Genomic DNA, 17,330 nt, shown 5'->3' with positions numbered 1-17,330 from the left:
TACGTCGGCTATCCCCGTACTGCCGTCACGGCACTGCGCAGCGCCCGGGGGCCGTTTCCGGTAGACTCGACCGGGCCGGCCGCCAGCCCCGGGCCGCCGCGCTCTTGCTCCCCTCCATCCTCGATCACGGACCCTTGCCAATGCAGTCGGATTCCGGCATTACCGCGGCCGCAGACAGCCACAAAGCCAGCCAACCGGATACCTTGGGCTACCGCACAGAGATCGTCTCCGACCTGGCCGGAATCGACCCGGCTGCCTGGGATGCGCTGCTGTCACGCCAGCCCGAGGCCACGCCCTTCCTGCGCCACGCCTTCCTGCATGCGCTGCATGCCAGCGGCAGCGCATGCGGAGAAACCGGCTGGCATCCGCGCTACCTGACGCTGTGGGTCGGCGAACGGCTGGCCGCGGCGATGCCGCTCTATGCCAAGGCGCATTCGTATGGCGAGTATGTGTTCGACTGGGCCTGGGCCGACGCCTACGCGCGCCACGGCATCGAGTACTACCCCAAGTGGCTGTCGGCGATCCCGTTCACGCCGGTGCGCGGGGCGCGGCTGATTGCAGAGGACGAGGCGGCGCGCCGGCTGCTGCTGCAGGTGGCCCTGGCGCTGGCGGCGGAAAGCAAGATGTCGTCGCTGCATATCCTGTTCCCCGACGATGCCGAGGCCGACCTGATGCAGGAGGCCGGCATGCTGATGCGCCATGGCGTGCAGTTCCACTGGACCAACGGTGGCGAAGGCGCGGATCCAGGCCCGGGCGGCGAACGCTATGCCAGCTTCGACGATTTCCTTGCCACGCTGTCGCAGAAGAAGCGCAAGAACATCCGCGCCGAGCGGCGCCAGGTGGCGCAGGCCGGCATTACCTTCCGCCACCTGCGCGGCGGCGAGATCGACGACGATGCGTGGCGCTTCTTCAACCGCTGCTATCGCCAGACCTACCGCGAGCACCATTCCACGCCCTACCTGAACCTGGATTTCTTCCGGCGCATCGGCGCGGCCATGCCGAACCATCTGCTGCTGGTGGTGGCCGAGCGCGAGGGCCAGCGGATCGCGTCCTCGCTGCTGGTGTACGACGACGCGCACGAAGTCAGCACGCTGTATGGTCGCTACTGGGGCGCGCTCGAATACCACCCGTGCCTGCACTTCGAGACGGCCTACTACCAGCCGCTGGAGTTCTGCATCGCGCAAGGCATCCGCACCTTCGAAGGCGGCGCGCAGGGCGAGCACAAGATGGCGCGCGGCTTCCTGCCGGTGGCCACGCGTTCGGCGCACTGGCTGGCGCATCCGGATTTTGCCGATGCGGTCGAGCGCTTCCTGGCGCGCGAGCGCCAGGGCATCGACGCTTATCTGGACGAGCTGGGCGAACGCAATCCGTTCACGCGCTCCTAATCGCGGCGCTCAGCGCAGCATCCGCCGCAGCGTGTTATCGCCCAGCATGTAGTGGTGGAACAGCGCCGCCATCGCATGCAGGCCGATCACCAGGTAGAAGGCGGTGCCCAGGGTCTCGTGGATCTCCTTGACGGTGCCCTTCAGCGCGGGATCCGGCCCCACCAGCGCGGGAATCTCGAGGCCCAGCGGTGGCAGCGCCAGCAGGTGCCCGCCGGCATTGATCGCCAGCAGCCCCAGCAGCGGCTGCGCCAGGATAAACAGGTACAGCACCCAGTGCATCGCCGACCCGGCCAGCTGCATCAGGCGCCGCCCCGGCTCCGGCGCGGGTGCGCCGCGCACCAGGCGCCACAGCAGGCGCGGCACCGTCAGTCCCAGCACCAGCACCCCGGCCCACTCGTGCACCGCCATCGCCAGCGCGCGCGGCGGCGTGCCTTTGGCGAAGTTGCCCGTCAGCTCGACCGCGGCATACGCCAGCGCGATCAGCAGGAAAACCGACCAGTGGAAGGACACCGCCAGCCGACCATAGCGGCGCGACGGCGACAACACGTCGGGCAGGGACTGGATATTGGTGATGTGGGTCATGTGGGCTCTTCTCTCGTCAAAAACACCGCTCAAGCGTAGCCCAGGCCACTCTGCGCGGTGCTAACCACCGTCAAGCGACGGCCAAAAAAAACCCCGCCGCAGCGGGGTTGATTCAGCCGGGGTTCAGCTCACTTCTTGTAGTTCGCCACGCCGTCGGTGATTTCCTTGTGGGCTTCCTCGATGCCGGCCCAGCCTTCGACCTTGACCCACTTGCCGGCTTCCAGTGCCTTGTAGTGCTCAAAAAAGTGCTTGATCTGGTCCAGCGTGTTCTGCGGCACGTCCGACAGCCCCTTCATGTAGGCGGTGGCGGGCGACAGCTTGTCCAGCGGCACCGCGACCAGCTTGGCGTCCACGCCCGACTCGTCGGTCATCTTCAGCATGCCGAGTGCACGGCAGCGCACCACGGCGCCAGCCAGGATCGGGAACGGCGACAGCACCAGCACGTCCACCGGATCGCCGTCGCCCGACAGCGTCTGCGGGATGTAGCCGTAGTTGGCCGGATAGCGCATGCCGGTGCCGATAAAGCGGTCGACGAACAGCAGGCCGGTTTCCTTGTCGGCCTCGTACTTCACCGGATCGCTCTGGGCCGAGATCTCGATGATGACGTTGAAATCGTTGGGGATGTCCTTGCCTGGGGATACGAGGTTGAAGCTCATGCGGTTCTCCCGATGCCTGCGCTGGGTTGTTGGATGGCGGGCATTATAGCGGCTCGAGCCTGACCAGAGGCTGACAGCTGCCGCGGGTCGCCCCGGAAGCGCCGCGTTGCAGACCGCCCGCCGTCGGCGATAATGGCGCATTCTTCAGCCGTCACTGAATTGCGCAGCCCCGTGCTGCCCTCGCCGCTTCGGAGCCACCCATGCACGCCCAGCACTTCGTCGCCAACCGCCTGATCGCGCCTGACAACGGCCTGCGCATCAAGGTATTCGATCCGTCCAGCGGCGAGCCGTTTGCCGAGATCGCGCGCGGCAACGCCACCGATATCAACGTCGCCGTCCATGCGGCGCGCCAGGCCGCCGAAGGTGCTTGGGGCCAGATGGCGCCCGCCGAGCGCGTGCGCCTGCTCAACCGCGTCGCCGTGGCGCTGATCGACCATGAGGACGAGCTGGCCGCGCTCGAGGCCCGCGACACCGGCAAGCCGCTGCGCCAGGCACGCGCCGACGCCCGCGCCGTGGCGCGCTACTTCGAGTTCTACGCCGGCGCGGTGGACAAGCTGCACGGCCAGACCATCCCCTACACCCCCGGCTACACCGTGCTGACCGTGCGCGAGCCGCACGGCGTGACCGGCCACATCATCCCGTGGAACTACCCGCTGCAGATCTTCGGGCGCAGCGTGGGCGCGGCGCTGGCCACTGGCAACGCCTGCGTGGTCAAGCCGGCGGAGGACGCCTGCCTGTCGCTGCTGCGTGTGGCCGAGATCGCCGCCGAGGCCGGCCTGCCAGAAGGTGCGCTCAATATCATCACCGGCTACGGCCATGAAGCCGGTGCCGCGCTGGCGCGCCACCCGGGCATCAACCATATCTCGTTCACCGGCTCGCCCCAGACCGGCAAGCAGGTGGCCCAGCTGGCCGCCGAGAACCATGTGCCGGTCACGCTCGAACTCGGCGGCAAGTCGCCGCAGATCGTCTTTGCCGATGCCGACCTTGACGCGCTGGTCCCGGTGGTGGTCAACGGCATCGTGCAGAATGCCGGCCAGACCTGCTCGGCGGGCAGCCGCCTGCTGGTGGAACGGCCGGTCTACGACGCCCTGCTCGACCGGCTGGCGTCGGTGTTCGAGTCGCTGCGCGTGGGCCCCTCGGAGCTGGACCTGGAATGCGGCCCGCTGATCAGCCGCAAGCAGCAGCAGCGCGTGTGGGACTTCGTTTCCGATGCGCAGCACGCGGGCGTGTCGGTGATGGCGCAGGGCCAGATCGTGGCCGAGGCACCGGAGGCCGGCTACTACCAGGTGCCGATGCTGTTCCGCGACGTGCCGCCCGCGCACCGGCTGGCGCAGGAAGAAGTGTTCGGCCCGCTGCTTGCGGCGATGCCGTTCGACACCGAGGCCGAGGCCATCGCACTCGCCAACGGCACGCCCTACGGGCTCGTCGCCGGCGTCTGGACCCGCGACGGCGGGCGCCAGCTGCGCCTGGCGCACAAGCTGCGCGCGGGCCAGGTCTTCATCAACAACTACGGTGCCGGCGGCGGTGTCGAGCTGCCTTTCGGCGGCACCGGCCAGTCCGGCTACGGCCGCGAGAAGGGCTTCGAGGCCCTGTACGGATTCACCACACTGAAAACCATCGCCATTCAACATGGGTAACATCAATTTCCTGTCCGTCGCCTTTGCCATCTTCTTTTTCTGGATGGCATGGCATGTGCGGAACAAGCGCGCCACCAATCCCTCCGGCATGCCGCGACTGCAGGTGTTCAAGCGCAAGTGGGGCGACGTCGTGGGCGATCGCGTGCACTGGTGCCTGTATGTCGCGCTGCCTTTCCTGCTGGCGCTGATGATGACGGCCAACGCGCTGCGTGGGCAGGGGCCGTTTTCGCATTGAGTACCTAAGCACAGCCAACAGATCACCGACAACCACAACACAAGGAGACAAGCGATGAGACTGGCCAACAAGGTAGCGATCGTCACCGGCGGCGGTTCGGGCTTCGGCGAAGGCATCGCCCACACCTTCGCGCGCGAAGGCGCCAGCGTGCTGGTGGCCGACCTGCGCGAAGACGCCGCCGAGCGCGTGGCCGCCGCGATCCGCGATGCCGGTGGCCAGGCGCGCGCGGTGCGCGCCGACGTTGCGCGCGGCGACGACACCGAGGCCATGCGCGAGGCCGCCCTGGCCGCCTTCGGCGACGTGCATGTCGTCGTCAACAACGCCGGCACCACCCATCGCAACAAGCCCATCCTGGAAGTCACCGAGGACGAGTTCGACCGCGTCTACGCCGTCAACGTCAAGAGCATCTACTGGTCGGCGCGCGCCTTTATCCCGCACTTTCGCCAGCGCGGCGGCGGCGTGTTCGTCAATATCGCCTCGACCGCCGGCATCCGGCCGCGTCCGGGGCTGGTCTGGTACAACGGCAGCAAGGGCGCGGTGATCACCGCGAGCAAGGCGATGGCGGCCGAGCTCGGCAAGGACAATATCCGCGTCAACTGCGTCAATCCGGTGATCGGCGCGACCGCCTTGCTGGAAGAGTTCATGGGCATGCCCGACACGCCCGAGAACCGCGCCAAATTCCTCGCCACCATCCCGATGGGCCGCATGTCCACGCCGCAGGACGTGGCCAACGCCTGTCTGTACCTGGCGTCGGATGAAGCGGCCTTTATCACCGGCACCTGCATCGAAGTGGACGGTGGACGCTGCGTGTAAGCAGCGCCCGCCAGGCTTTGTCGTAATACCGCTGTACCGCGTCGCAGCAACGCAAACATCCTCAGGAGACAGCATGACAACGACCGCAGTGAACCCCGGCGTCGGCGACGCCGCCTTTGAAGACGCCATCTACCGCAAGGTCAGCTGGCGCCTGGTGCCCTTCCTCCTGCTGTGTTACGTGGTGGCCTACCTGGACCGCGTCAACGTGGGCTTCGCCAAGCTGCAGATGCTCAACGACCTGAAGTTCAGCGAGACCATCTACGGCCTGGGCGCGGGCATCTTCTTCATCGGCTACTTCCTGTTCGAAGTGCCCAGCAACGTGATCCTGCACAAGGTCGGCGCGCGCATCTGGATCGCGCGCATCATGATCACCTGGGGCGCGATCTCGGCGATGATGATGTTCGTCACCACGCCGACCATGTTCTACGTGCTGCGTTTCCTGCTGGGCATCGCCGAGGCGGGCTTCTTCCCCGGCATCATCCTGTACCTGACCTATTGGTACCCGGCCAACCGGCGCGGTCGCACCACCACCTTCTTCATGACCGCGATCGCGCTGTCGGGCGTGATCGGCGGGCCGCTGTCGGGCTGGGTGATGCAGGCCTTCGACGGTCACAGCGGCTGGGCCGGCTGGCAGTGGATGTTCCTGCTGGAAGGCATTCCGTCGATCCTGGTCGGGCTGTGTGTGCTGGCCTACCTGGACGACCGCATCTCCCACGCCAAGTGGCTCACGCCGCAGGAAAAGGCGCTGCTCGAGCGCAATATCGCCAGCGAGGATGCGCACAAGGAAGACCCGCCGATCCGCACCGTGATGTTCAGCCCGCGCGTATGGCTGATGAGCGCGATCTACTTCTGTTTTGTCATGGGGCTGTACGGCGTCAGCTTCTGGCTGCCCACCATCATCAAGCAGACCGGCGTGAAGAGCGCACTCGATATCGGCCTGCTGACGGCGATCCCCTACGGCTGCGCGGTGGTCGGCATGGTGCTGGTGGCCCACAGCGCCGACCGCACCGGCGAGCGCCGCTGGCATATCGCGATCCCCGCGCTGCTCGGGTCGCTCGGGCTGCTGCTGTCGGTGCAATGGCACAGCGACACCACGCTGGCCATGGTGGCGCTGACGCTGGCCACGATCGGCATCCTGACCACCCTGCCGCTGTTCTGGAGCCTGCCGACCGCGTTCCTCGCCGGCACCGGCGCGGCCGCAGGGATTGCACTGATCAATTCGCTGGGCAACCTGGCCGGCTTCCTGAGCCCGTACGCGGTGGGCTGGCTCAAGGACCTGACGCACAGCACCGATTCCGGCATGTACCTGCTGGCGGCGTGTCTGGTGGTGGGCGCCGCGTTGACGTTATCGGTGCCTGCGCGCGGGGTGAGCCGCAAGTAGGCGCAGTGACGGCTGAGAGGGCCTGAAACCGGCCGTTTCCGCGGGGAAGCGGCCGGTTTTCCATTTGGGATCTCGTGAAGTCTCTCCCCCGCCGCTTGCGGCCAACAACGCGCCGTACGCTGACGCGGATGTAGGACCAAAACGGGCAGTGTTGGCCCGCATTGCGCCCTAGCATGAAAAAGAAGACACCCGGAGTGATCCCGACGGGGTCCTCCGGGGCATCTGATTCCGAGATCCGCCAAGGAGGCCACGATGCTGCACCGTCCCCCGTTTGCCCCTACCCGTTCGCTCGAGCGCGTCGAAGCGCGCCTGGCGCGGCGCTCGCGCGTCAAGCGCCTGGTGATCGCGCTCAGCGCCGGCGTGCTGGCGATGCTTGCCGTGATGCCGGCCGCCAGCCATGCGCAGGCGCCGGTGGTGGAAGCCACGCCTACGCCGATGCCGGCCACGCCTGCGCCCGTGACCCCTGCGCCCGTGACGCCTGCCCCCGCTGCAACTGCTCCGGACAGCACCATGGCGCCGACGCCGGGTGCCACGATGCCGGCCCCTGCGCCGGCCACCACCATGCCGCCGCCTGTTGCGCAGCCCGCTCCTGGCATGACCGCGCCGGGCACGGCAGCCCCGCCGCCGACGGCATCGCCGATGCCGGCGCCAAGCGGCACGCCACCGAGCGTACCGGCGCCGCCGCCGACCGCAGCCCCCGCCCAGCCGCGCCCGCCGCTGACCACGCCGCCGCCCCCGCCGCCGCGTGATGCGATGGTGCAGCGTACCGCTGGTGCGGTCACCTATATCTGCGGCGGCGTCGCCGAGGATGAACAGGTCAAGCTGCAGTCACAGGCGCGCAACTACAACATGAGCCTGCTGTTCACGCAGGGCGAGCGCGGCGAATACCTGTCGGATGTCGACGTCAAGCTGATGCGCGGCAGCAGGGAAGTCGCCAGCTTTGTCGCCGACGGTCCGCGTTGCCTGGTGAAGGCGCCGCAGGGTACATATAGCGTGCGGGCGACTTACAAGGGCCTGACCAAGACGGCAACGGTCAGTACTGGTGGCAAGAACGCGCAGATGCGCTGGTGATGGCTCGCGCCGTTCGAGGCGCGGCCGATGGAGGAGAAAGGAAGGCGCGGCATCCTGGATGTCGCGCCTTTTTGTGTTTAGGGCCCTTGGTAGGACGACGGGCTTTCAATTGCTATTGACGGGCTCCCTCTCCCGCGTGCGGGAGAGGGGAGAAAACCGGCAGCGTGCGAAGCTGGCTGCAGCGTCACGGAGCGCTTAAGCCGCCGGCCCATCCCCCAGCATCTGCGCCACCGACCCCGCCGTCCCCGCCGCCCGCTCCCCCAGCAACCGGTGCAACGTCCCCAGCAGCTCATCCTCGTTATAAGGCTTGCCCAGATACACATTGACGCCGATCTCCTCGGCATAGCGGCGATGCTTGTCCGCCGTGCGCGAGGTGATCATCACCAGCGGCATATGCGCGGTGCGCGAGTCGGAACGCACGTTGCGGGTCAGGTCGAAGCCGTCCATGTTCGGCATCTCGATATCCACCAGCATCGCATCCGGCATCACGTCCTGCAGATGCTTGAGCGCGTCCACGCCATCGCGCGCCAGCACCACCTGGTAGCCGGCGCGGCTCAGCAGGCGCTGGGCGGCCTTGCGCACGGTCAGCGAGTCGTCCACCACCATCACCGTCGGCTGCATGGCCAGGCCGGGCACCGGCTCGGCGCTGCCATCGCCGCCCAGTTCCGCCACCGCGCCAAGCTGCGCCGGGGCGGCCTGCGCAGGCACTGCCGGCAGCGCCTGCGGGCCGCGCTCGCCCACGAAGCGCTGCGCCAGCACCACCGGGTTGTAGATCAGCACGATTTCGCCGTCGCCCAGCGTGGTCGCGCCGGCAATGCCTTCCAGCCGCGCCAGGTGCGGGCCGATATGCTTGACCACCACTTCGCGGTTGCCGACCACGTCGTCCACATGCACCGCCACGCGTTCCGCGCCGCTGCGTACGACCACCACTGGCGAGTACTTGCGGCCCGCGGTGAGGGCGTTGCCTTCTTCCAGCAGCGCGCCGAAGTAGTAGAACGGGACCTCGGCGCCGGAGAAGGCCAGGCGGCCCTGGTTGTACGCCTCCAGCAGCGCCTGCGTGCGCAGCTGCTGGACCTGGTCGATCATGCCGCTGGGCACCGCATAGAGCCGCCCGCCCAGCGAGATCACCAGCACCTGCGTGATCGCCGTGGTCAGCGGCAGGTGCACGGTGAAGGTGGTGCCCTGCCCGGCCTTTGAATCCAGCGAGATGCGGCCGCCCAATGCGACGGTCTCGGCGCGCACCACGTCCATGCCCACGCCGCGGCCGGCCAGTTCCGACACGGCCTCGGCGGTGGAGAAGCCGGGCGTGAAGATCATCTCGGTGAGGCGCGCTTCGCTGGCCTCGTCATCGGCCGCCAGCAACCGGCGCTCGACCGCGCGCGCATGGATGCGCGCCAAGTCCAGCCCGCCGCCGTCGTCGACGAAATGCAGCACCACCTCATTGCCTTCCTGCTGCACCTCCAGCGTCAGCGCGCCGGTGGCGGGCTTGCCCGCGGCGCGGCGCTGCGCGGCGGATTCGATCCCGTGCACCACCGCGTTGCGGATCAGGTGTTCGATCGGGCCGGCCATGCGGTCCAGCACCGAGCGGTCGATTTCCACCGTGCCGCCCTTGATCAGCAGCCGCACTTCCTTGCCGGTCTCGGCCGCGGCCTGGCGCGCGACGCGGTAGAGCCGCTCGGCCAGCGCGTCGAACTGCACCATGCGCGCCTGCATCAGGCCGCGCTGCAGCCCGCGCGTTAGCCGTGCCTGCGCGGCCAGGTCGCCGGCGGCGCGGTCGAAGCCGCGCTGCAAGTTCTGCTCGACGGTGGCCACGTCGTTGACGGACTCGGCCATCATCCGCGTCAGTTCCTGGAAGCGGGTGAAGCGGTCGAACTCGAGCGGATCGAATTCCTGCTTGTGCTGCGCATCGGCGATGCGCGAGGCCATCTGCGACTCGGCCTGGATCTCGATCTCGCGCAGCTGGCCACGCAGGCGCGCGACGTTGTCGTTCAGTTCGCCCAGGTAGGCGCGCATCGCCTCCAGTTCGCTGTCGAGCCGCGCGCGCGTAGCGCCGACTTCGCCGGCCTCGTTGATCAGCGTGTCGAGCGCGCGCGCCTGCACGCGCACCAGCGCGCGTGGCTGTTCTGCGGGCGCCAGCGGCGTTGCCGGCAGCGTGACCATCACGTCGGACGGTCCCGGCACGGCCGGCAGGTTGGCCGCCGGGGCCACGGTTTCGGCTGCCTGCGGGGCACCGGCCTCGGCCTCTGTGTCCTGCGGCGCATCGGCCAGTCCGTTGACCACATCCGGATCGTCGGCCGGCAGCAGGCGGCCCGCCTGCAGCGCCTCGGCATGCGCGAGGATGCAGTCGTACCAGGCATAGAGCCGCTGGAACAGCTGCGGCCCCACGCCCAATGGCCCCTGGCCGCGCAGGCTGGCGTCCAGCAGCGTTTCCATCTCGTGCGCGGCCTGCCCCAGCGCCATCGCGCCGGCCATGCGCGCACTGCCCTTGAGCGTATGCAGCGCGCGCAGCACCAGGCCGCCATGGCTGGCCTCGTCAGGTGCCGCCTCCCAGGTGCGCACCAGCTTGCCCAGCTCGGGCAGCGTGCCCTGCGCCTCTTCCAGGAAAATTTGCACCAGCACCGGATCGGCTGCGCCTTCCGCGCCGTCTTCTGGCTGCGCCGGCGCAACGGGCGTGCGGTGCGAGGTCGGCAGCGCGATCACCACGGCATCGTGCGGGGTGGGCGCCGGCGCCAGTGGCGCTTGCGACGGCTCACCCTGCTGCGGCACCGACGGCTGCCCGAACAGCTGCGCCACCGAGCCATCGGCCTCGGCCTGCGCCTGCGGCGCGGGCACGGCCACGCGCGGGCGCATCAGCGCCCGTTCGCCGAACTCCACCAGGCTGCGGCGCAGGCCGGCGTCGGCATCGGGCCAGACGCCCGCGGCAAACTGGTGCAGCATGCCGCGCAGGCGCTCGACGGCCTGCTCCAGCAGGCGGAAGTCGCCCGGATGCATCACCACCGGGTGGGAGCCGAGCTGCAGCAGCAGCGCTTCCAGCGCCTCGGCAATCTCGCGCACCGGCTCCAGCCCCACGGTCGACGCGCTGCCTTGCAGCGTGTGGGCCACGCGCAGTGCCAGCTCGCTCGGGCACGGATGCCCCTCGTGACGCCACTCGGACAGGTCGGTGGCGAACTGGCGCAGCAGGTCGTCGGCCTCCTGCAGGTAGACGTTGTACAGCGCCAGGCCGATGCGCACCGGCCCGATCACCTTGTAGTGGTCGTCGTCGCTCGACAGCCCGCCGGACAGGCGGAACGGGATGACGTTGTCATCGCCATCGGTTGACGGCTGGGTTGACGGCTCGGTCGATGGCTCGGCCGGCACGGTTTCCACCGCAGCGGCCGGAGCATCCACCAGCGGCGCTTCGGCAGCCGGCGCCTCGGCTTCGGGCAAGCCCGCAGCGCCATCTCCGGCCAGCGGCGCGGCCGGATCGCGCACCGCCGCGGCGGCTGCCACCAGCGGCGCGATGTCGTGCCATGCGGCCGCGTCGCGATGCAGCTGCGCGACCCACGCCGACAGCTCGGCATGCGCGCGGCGCAGCAGCGACAGCAGTGCCGGCACCGGCTCGCGCGCTTCGGCGATCCACAGGTTCATCACCTGCTCCACCGCCCACGCGGCTTCGCCATAGCGATGCAGGCCGACCATGCGGCTGGAGCCCTTGAGCGTATGGAAGGCGCGCCGCACGCGGCTGAGCGTGTCGGCCTCGCGCAGTATCTCCAGGCCCGAGCCGAGGTCGCCGGCGATGCCGCCCAGCACTTCGTCGGCCTCGTTCAGGAAGATATCGAGCAGCTCGGCGTCGATGGCCGCGCTGTCGCCCGCGGCGGGCATGCCCTGCGCGGGCAGGGAGGCCGGTGCGGGCGCGGGCTCGGGCATCGCAGCGGCCAGAGCGACCACCAGGCGCCCGCCCGCCTCCTCGCTGCCGGCCAGCCACGCATTGCATTGCGTGATGGCGTCGGCGGCCTGGCGGCGCAGCGCGGCATCGTCGTCGATGGCGGCCTGGTCGGCCAGGGCCTGCAGCGCGGTGCGCAGCCGCTGTACCGGCGCCGCATCGGGGATGGCACCGGTGCGGATCGCTTCCTCGGCGGCGGCACGCGCGGCGTCCAGCGGATGCTGCAGGGCCTGCGCTTCGTCGCTGGCTCCGGCTTCGGCGAGCGCGTCAGCACTGCGCGTGCGGCCGAATTCGAGGGTATCGGCAAAGGCATGGACCGCGCCGAGTTCCGCCGCCACCGTGCCCAGCAGGGCGGCGCGTGCGCCGGCGTCGGCAAGATCGCCGGGCTCCGCCAGGCGCGCATTGACGGACTGTACCGCGGCGGCGGCCTGCGCGGCGTCAGCGGCAAGCGCCTCGGGCAGCGCCGCGGAACCTTGCAGCTGCGACAGCGTGGCGCCGAGCGCGGCGAACGCCTCGCGCGCATCGCGCAGGTGCCCTGCGGCGTCGGCACGCGCGGCATTGCGGTCGTAGCTGTCGAGCCACGATTCGCCGCTGTCGAGCTGCGCGCGCAGCTGCGCCACGGCCTCGCTGCGCAGCGCCTGCGCACGCGCCTCCTCGACCATGCGCGCCAGCCACGCCGGCGCGAGCGCGCCGGGATCGGCCAGGCAGTCGGCGAGCGCATCGCACTGCGCGGCAAAGCGCGCGGCGGCGGGATGCGCGGATTGCCCGTGCACGCGCCACGGCAGCGCCAGCGCGCGCGACAGGAACAGCGCGAGTCCGGTGGCGCCCAGCGCCTCGCCCCGCGCGCGTTCCCAGCCCTGGGTCACGGCCTGCGCCAGGCAACGCTGCAACGCAGGCTGCGCCAGCGGCAGCGCGGCCTCGGCCAGCGCGGCCAGCGCGATTTCCCAGGCGGCCTGGTCGGCGCCGGCCGCGCGTTCCACCCCGGCAGCGGCTTGCTGCAGGTTGCGCGTATCGATCGGGTCGAGCCAGCCGTAGTAGCGCAGGCGGAAGTCGGCATCGGCGACGGCGTGCGCGGCATCGAGGCGGAAGGCCTCGAGCGTGCGCGCAATGTCCGCGTGCAACGCTACCACGGCCGCATCATCCTGCGCATGGATTTCCGCCAGCCCGGTGCACACCAGCAGGAACATTGCGTCGTTCAGCAGCGCCTGCGGCACGCGCACCTGCCCTTGCAGGTATTGGCGCAGCAGCAGGTTGACACGTCCGGCAAAGCGCTTGGCCAGCAGGTCGGACGGCAGCAGGCCATGCGCCAGCACAGCGAAGGCCAGCCCCAGCACATGCCAGACGTCGCGGTCAGGGTGGTCGGTGGCGCGCCGCGCCTCCTGCTCGTTGGTGCGTACCGCGTCCAGTGCAGCATGCAGCGGCAGCCAGGCTTCGCGCAGCAGCGCACCGTCAGCGCACGCCATGGGCAGCCGCAGCGCCTTGAGCAGGGCTGCTTCGAACTGCTGGCGCGCGCGCGTGACCGCGGTCGGGCTCTTCGCCGGCAGCAGCATGCCGGGCAGCATCTGCAGCTCGTCGAGCCACAGGTCAGCCGGATGCACGCGCTCTTCTGCGAGCAGCCCGAGCACGCCCGCATAGGGCTGGAACAGGCGCAGCGGCGCTTCGTCGTCTCCGGCCATCAGGTCGTCGACATACTCGGCCAGCGCCTGCACGCCGGCGCGGAACACCGCCAGCGCTTCCGGGCCCGCGGCGACCGTGCCGGCGTCGATGGCGTCCAGCAGGCGGCGCAACGCCTGGCAATACGGGTCGGTGCCGCGCAGCCCGATGATATGCACCGCGCCGGCGGCCTGGTGCAGGTGCTGGCCAGCCAGCCGCAGCGAGGTGGTGTCGCGCGCGCCCAGCGCCTCGGGCGCCTGGCGTACCTCATCGACATAGTGGCCCAGCTCGGTGGCGGCATCCTCCAGCGCGCTGCGCAGGCTGGGGGCAAGCCACGCCAGGCCGGACAGGTCGCGCGCCGGCGCCGCCGCGGGAGCATCTTGCAGCGCCTGCGCCGCGGCAGGCTGCGGCGCGGGCTCCGGTTGCGGCCGTGCCGGGCCGGAGGGGCCGGAGGAACCGGCGGCCGAGGCACCGCCTTCGGCGGCATCGCGCGGGACAGGGATATTCAGGGACATGACGGCTTCCATTGCGGCGCCACGGGGGCGGCCGCGGGCGGCCGGCCACGGCGGGGCCGGGCCGGCGCTGAGTTGGCTTTGCAGGCGTGGCCAAAGCGGGGGCCGCTATGCACGGAAGCGGTCGCAGGCGTCATCCGGCCACTCAGGCGATCTTGAATCGCGACACGGAGTTGCGCAGCTCTTCGGTCAGCAGCGTCAGCTGTCGCACCGACTGCGCGGTCTGGCGCGTGCCGGTGGTGGTCTGCTCGGTGACCTGCAGGATGCGCTCGATATGGCGGGCCACGGTGGTGGCCAGGTCGGCCTCGTGCGAGGTCGATTGCGAGATCTGCTCGATCAGCTCGGCGAGCTGGCGCGACACGCGGCCGATCTCGACCAGCGCGGCGCCGGCGTTGTCCGACAGCCGCGCCCCTTCGACCACGCCCTGGGTGCTGCGCTCCATCGCGTGCACCGCGTCCTGGGTATCGGTCTGGATGGTGCGGATCAGCGCGCCGATCTGCTTGGTCGCCTCGCCGGAGCGCTCGGCCAGCCGCTGCACTTCTTCTGCCACCACCGAGAAGCCGCGCCCGGCCTCGCCGGCCGACGCGGCCTGGATGGCGGCGTTCAGTGCCAGCACGTTGGTCTGCTCGGTAATGTCCGAGATCAGCTCGACGATTTCACCGATCTCCTGCGACGACTCGCCCAGGCGCTTGATCCGCTTGGAGGTTTCCTGGATCTGCTCGCGGATGCCGTTCATGCCGGTGATGGCATTCTGCACCGCCTGCTGGCCTTGCTCGGCAGCAGACAGCGAAGCGCGCGCCACGTTGGCCGACTCGGCAGCGCCGCGCGATACCTGCGTGATGCGGTCGGCCATCTCCACCACCGATTCGCCGGTCTGGCGGATCTGGCGCGACTGCTCTTCGGTGGTCGACACCAGCTGGGTCGAGGTGGACTGCACCTGCCCCGAGGCCTGCGTCACCTCGCCGGCGGTCTGCTGCACCCGGCCGACCAGCTCGCGCAGTTCTTCCACGGTGTAGTTGACCGAGTCGGCGATGGCGCCGGTGATGTCCTCGGTCACCGTGGCCTGGCGCGTCAGGTCGCCGTCGGCGATGTCCTGCAGCTCGTTCATCAGCTGCAGAATCGCCTTCTGGGTGTTGTCGTTGTTGCGCTTTTCTTCAAGGCGGCGCCCTTCGGCCTCGCGTTCGCGCGCCTCGGCTTCCAGCGCGCGCATGCGCGAATCGCGCAGGTACAGCGCCGCCAGGCCGACCAGGCACAGCAGCGTCATCAGCGCCGACACCACGGTCGCGCCCAGCGTTACCGGGCGGTAGCGCGCCGACTCGGCATAGGCGCGCTGCAGCGTCGACAGCTCGCCGCGCAGCGCCTCGTTGTCGTTGAAGATCTGCTGCTGCGCGCGCTTGGCCGCAATCAGGCCGGGCAGATTCTGCAGGATGGTCTGGGTGGTCTTCTGCACCGCCTCGAAACGCTGCGACAGCTGCTGCAGGTAGCCGCGCGTCTCTTCGTCCGCGGCCGCGGACAAGCGCAGCGCCTCGCTGCCGTTGAGCAGGCCGTCCAGCGTCTCGCGGAAGGTGTTGGTGTCCTTGCCCAGCAGGAACGCGGTCTCGGGGTTGACGCCTTCGCCAGCCAGGAACTCGTTCAGGTTCTTGCCCAGGCGCTGCGTCAGCATCACCAGCTGCGCGGAAGCGGCCACCTCGCGTGCGTTGGCGCCCGACTGCAGCTTGATCGCGGCCACCTGTTCGGCGGATTCGAGCAGCTCGGGGTTAGAGGCGTTGAAGATCTGCAGCGTCTGGCCGATGGTGTTCAGCACCGCCTGCTGCGCCAGCACGTCGGCCGCGCTCTTCTCGGAGCGCTTCCACGACTGCATCGCGGTTTCCAGCAGCGGCGCGGCCGCGCCGGAGGTCGCGCGCACGCGCTTCTCGTCGCTGCCGTCCTGCAGCGCCTTCAGGTCCCCGGCGAGCGCGTCTTTCGACTGGCGCAGCTGGGTGAAGGCCTGCGCATTGCCCAGCAGCGCCACCGGCACCGCCTTGCCCAGGCGCTGCGAGTGCATCAGCATGTCGCCGGCGATCTCGATCTGCGCCGCGGCGTTGTTGGCAATGCGGTTGTCCATGTACACCGAGCCCAGCAGCGCCACCAGCGACACCACCACGCCCACCGTCAGCACCCGCTGCTGGGACGAGAACGGCATGCGCCCGAGCCAGACCGTGACCTGTTCCAGCGGCGTGGCGCCAAGACCCTTGGCGGCGGCGGGCGGGACAGGTGCGGGCTCCGGGCCGCCGGCATGGGCCATGCCCGGCTTGGTCACCAGGCCGGCGGCGGCATCCGCTGCCGGCTTGCGCCGGCCCAGGCTGATTTTCTTGAAACCCATAGCACCCTCTTCCGTTTTATTCGTTGTCGTGCCCGGCGGCTCGTTGCCGGGTGCGGCAGGCCGTGGCCTGCGCGTCGTTATTGTTATTTGCGTGACGTTCTTTGCGGGACCTCAGGCCGCGCCCCGTCCCACCTGCAGGAACGCCGGCGCGTCCAGCAGCGCGCGCACGTCCAGCACCTGCCAGTCACGCCCGTCGCGGTCGGCAAAGCGCTGGCCCTCCCAGGCCGGCGTGGCGGCGGACGGCGGCGGCGCGTCGCCGTGCGGCAGGCTCAGGTCGACGGCATGGCGCAAACCCGCCACGCGCGTGGCCAGGATGGCGCACGCGCGCTCGACCTGGCGCGACAGCACCACGATCTTGCTGCCCGGCTGCACCGGCGTCGGCGCGCCGCCGCAGAACAGGCTGAAATCGATCACCCCAAGCAGGCTGCCGCGCGCGTTGACCAGCCCGCTGTACCACGGCTGCGTCAGCGGCACGCGGCTGGGCGCGCGCATGTCCAGCACCTCGCCCGTGTCGGCCAGCGGTAGCAGCCAGTTGCGCGGCCCGACCTGCAGCGCCAGGTAGCTGTCGGCCGCGGGCAGGCTGCGCGCCTCGCGCAGGCGCCGGGCCAGCATGGCCTGGTAGTCCTGCAGGCGGGTCTGGCGGGCACGGAGGTCTTGGCGTGGCGCGTTCATCTGGCGGTCCCCGGAACAGGTGGCGGCGGCATCCCGTACGGCATGCGCGCGCGAAATCAGTGCGACAGCGCGGCGATCTTGCCCAGCAGCTCGTCGCCGTCGACAGGCTTGACGATGTAGTCCGACGCGCCCTGGCGCATGCCCCAGATGCGGTCGGTGTCAAGGCCCTTGCTGGTGCACATGATCACGGGGATGTCCTTGAAGCGGTCGTCGCGCTTGATCGCGCGGGTGGCCTGGTAGCCGTTCTGGCCGGGCATCACCACGTCCATAAGGATCAGGTCGAAATTCTCGGCTTCCAGGCGCGCGAAGGCCTGGTCGCTGTTGCCGGCGACCGCGACCTTGAAGCCGCGCTTGCCGAGCAGGTCGGACATGAACAGGGCTTCGGTCGGGGAATCGTCGACGATCAGGATCTTGTTGATGGCAGTCATGAGGTTTTCCTTCGATGCAGT

At 69.6% G+C, this 17,330-nt stretch carries 12 protein-coding genes; 6 read left to right on the top strand and 6 right to left on the bottom strand.

Going from position 1 to position 17,330, the window contains the following annotated elements; genetic code table 11:
* The first annotated feature begins 140 nt into the window (after positions 1-140).
* Positions 141-1,385: a GNAT family N-acetyltransferase gene (locus K307_RS29405; RefSeq protein ID WP_080745260.1), complete on the top strand. Its 1,245-nt coding sequence runs from the start codon at positions 141-143 to the stop codon at positions 1,383-1,385.
* 9 nt (positions 1,386-1,394) lie between these two features.
* Here K307_RS29405 and K307_RS29400 read toward each other — a convergent pair whose 3' ends face one another.
* Both K307_RS29400 and ppa read right to left on the bottom strand, forming a co-directional pair.
* The gene (locus K307_RS29400) at positions 1,395-1,967 is read right to left on the bottom strand and encodes a cytochrome b (protein ID WP_042884441.1); all 573 of its coding nucleotides are present in this window, start codon (positions 1,965-1,967) and stop codon (positions 1,395-1,397) included.
* A gap of 128 nt (positions 1,968-2,095) precedes the next feature.
* On the bottom strand, positions 2,096-2,623 hold the full coding sequence (gene ppa / locus K307_RS29395) for an inorganic diphosphatase (RefSeq protein WP_042884440.1): 528 nt from the start codon (positions 2,621-2,623) through the stop codon (positions 2,096-2,098).
* Between the two features lie 200 nt (positions 2,624-2,823).
* Here ppa and K307_RS29390 point away from each other — a divergent pair, with 200 nt between their 5' ends.
* From K307_RS29390 to K307_RS51190, 5 genes are all read left to right on the top strand, one after another.
* Complete coding sequence (locus tag K307_RS29390; RefSeq protein WP_042884439.1) at positions 2,824-4,260, top strand: aldehyde dehydrogenase family protein; 1,437 nt, start codon at positions 2,824-2,826, stop codon at positions 4,258-4,260.
* Positions 4,253-4,495: a hypothetical protein gene (locus K307_RS29385; protein WP_042884438.1), complete on the top strand. Its 243-nt coding sequence runs from the start codon at positions 4,253-4,255 to the stop codon at positions 4,493-4,495. Before K307_RS29390 ends, K307_RS29385 begins: the two co-directional genes overlap by 8 nt.
* 54 nt (positions 4,496-4,549) lie before the next feature.
* On the top strand, positions 4,550-5,308 hold the full coding sequence (locus K307_RS29380) for an SDR family oxidoreductase (protein WP_042884437.1): 759 nt from the start codon (positions 4,550-4,552) through the stop codon (positions 5,306-5,308).
* Between the two features lie 73 nt (positions 5,309-5,381).
* Positions 5,382-6,689, top strand: coding sequence for an MFS transporter (locus K307_RS29375; RefSeq protein ID WP_042884436.1), 1,308 nt, complete (start codon positions 5,382-5,384; stop codon positions 6,687-6,689).
* Positions 6,690-6,941: 252 nt separating this feature from the next.
* Complete coding sequence (locus tag K307_RS51190) at positions 6,942-7,760, top strand: hypothetical protein (protein WP_042884435.1); 819 nt, start codon at positions 6,942-6,944, stop codon at positions 7,758-7,760.
* Positions 7,761-7,955: 195 nt separating this feature from the next.
* Here K307_RS51190 and K307_RS29365 read toward each other — a convergent pair whose 3' ends face one another.
* The 4 genes from K307_RS29365 to K307_RS29350 form a co-directional block, all read right to left on the bottom strand.
* Complete coding sequence (locus K307_RS29365; RefSeq protein WP_042887528.1) at positions 7,956-13,850, bottom strand: Hpt domain-containing protein; 5,895 nt, start codon at positions 13,848-13,850, stop codon at positions 7,956-7,958.
* Positions 13,851-13,992: 142 nt separating this feature from the next.
* On the bottom strand, positions 13,993-16,209 hold the full coding sequence (locus tag K307_RS29360; protein ID WP_042884433.1) for a methyl-accepting chemotaxis protein: 2,217 nt from the start codon (positions 16,207-16,209) through the stop codon (positions 13,993-13,995).
* A gap of 111 nt (positions 16,210-16,320) precedes the next feature.
* A complete protein-coding gene (locus K307_RS29355; RefSeq protein ID WP_042884432.1) occupies positions 16,321-16,881 on the bottom strand; it encodes a chemotaxis protein CheW in 561 nt (186 codons plus the stop codon).
* Between the two features lie 56 nt (positions 16,882-16,937).
* Positions 16,938-17,309 carry a response regulator gene (locus K307_RS29350; RefSeq protein WP_042884430.1) on the bottom strand — a complete coding sequence of 124 codons (372 nt, stop codon included), beginning with the start codon at positions 17,307-17,309 and terminating at the stop codon, positions 16,938-16,940.
* Positions 17,310-17,330 lie beyond the last annotated feature (21 nt).

It is taken from the genome of Cupriavidus necator A5-1, assembly GCF_000744095.1.
GTDB lineage: Bacteria > Pseudomonadota > Gammaproteobacteria > Burkholderiales > Burkholderiaceae > Cupriavidus > Cupriavidus necator_A.
This window is presented reverse-complemented; position numbering and strand designations above follow the sequence as displayed.

Bases quoted from the DNA above. Each gene is read 5' to 3' on its own strand.
- K307_RS29405 (WP_080745260.1), top strand. From the start codon at position 141: ATGCAGTCGGATTCCGGCATTACCGCGGCCGCAGACAGCCACAAAGCC.
- K307_RS29400 (WP_042884441.1), bottom strand. From the start codon at position 1,967: ATGACCCACATCACCAATATCCAGTCCCTGCCCGACGTGTTGTCGCCG.
- ppa (WP_042884440.1), bottom strand. From the start codon at position 2,623: ATGAGCTTCAACCTCGTATCCCCAGGCAAGGACATCCCCAACGATTTC.
- K307_RS29390 (WP_042884439.1), top strand. From the start codon at position 2,824: ATGCACGCCCAGCACTTCGTCGCCAACCGCCTGATCGCGCCTGACAAC.
- K307_RS29385 (WP_042884438.1), top strand. From the start codon at position 4,253: ATGGGTAACATCAATTTCCTGTCCGTCGCCTTTGCCATCTTCTTTTTC.
- K307_RS29380 (WP_042884437.1), top strand. From the start codon at position 4,550: ATGAGACTGGCCAACAAGGTAGCGATCGTCACCGGCGGCGGTTCGGGC.
- K307_RS29375 (WP_042884436.1), top strand. From the start codon at position 5,382: ATGACAACGACCGCAGTGAACCCCGGCGTCGGCGACGCCGCCTTTGAA.
- K307_RS51190 (WP_042884435.1), top strand. From the start codon at position 6,942: ATGCTGCACCGTCCCCCGTTTGCCCCTACCCGTTCGCTCGAGCGCGTC.
- K307_RS29365 (WP_042887528.1), bottom strand. From the start codon at position 13,850: ATGTCCCTGAATATCCCTGTCCCGCGCGATGCCGCCGAAGGCGGTGCC.
- K307_RS29360 (WP_042884433.1), bottom strand. From the start codon at position 16,209: ATGGGTTTCAAGAAAATCAGCCTGGGCCGGCGCAAGCCGGCAGCGGAT.
- K307_RS29355 (WP_042884432.1), bottom strand. From the start codon at position 16,881: ATGAACGCGCCACGCCAAGACCTCCGTGCCCGCCAGACCCGCCTGCAG.
- K307_RS29350 (WP_042884430.1), bottom strand. From the start codon at position 17,309: ATGACTGCCATCAACAAGATCCTGATCGTCGACGATTCCCCGACCGAA.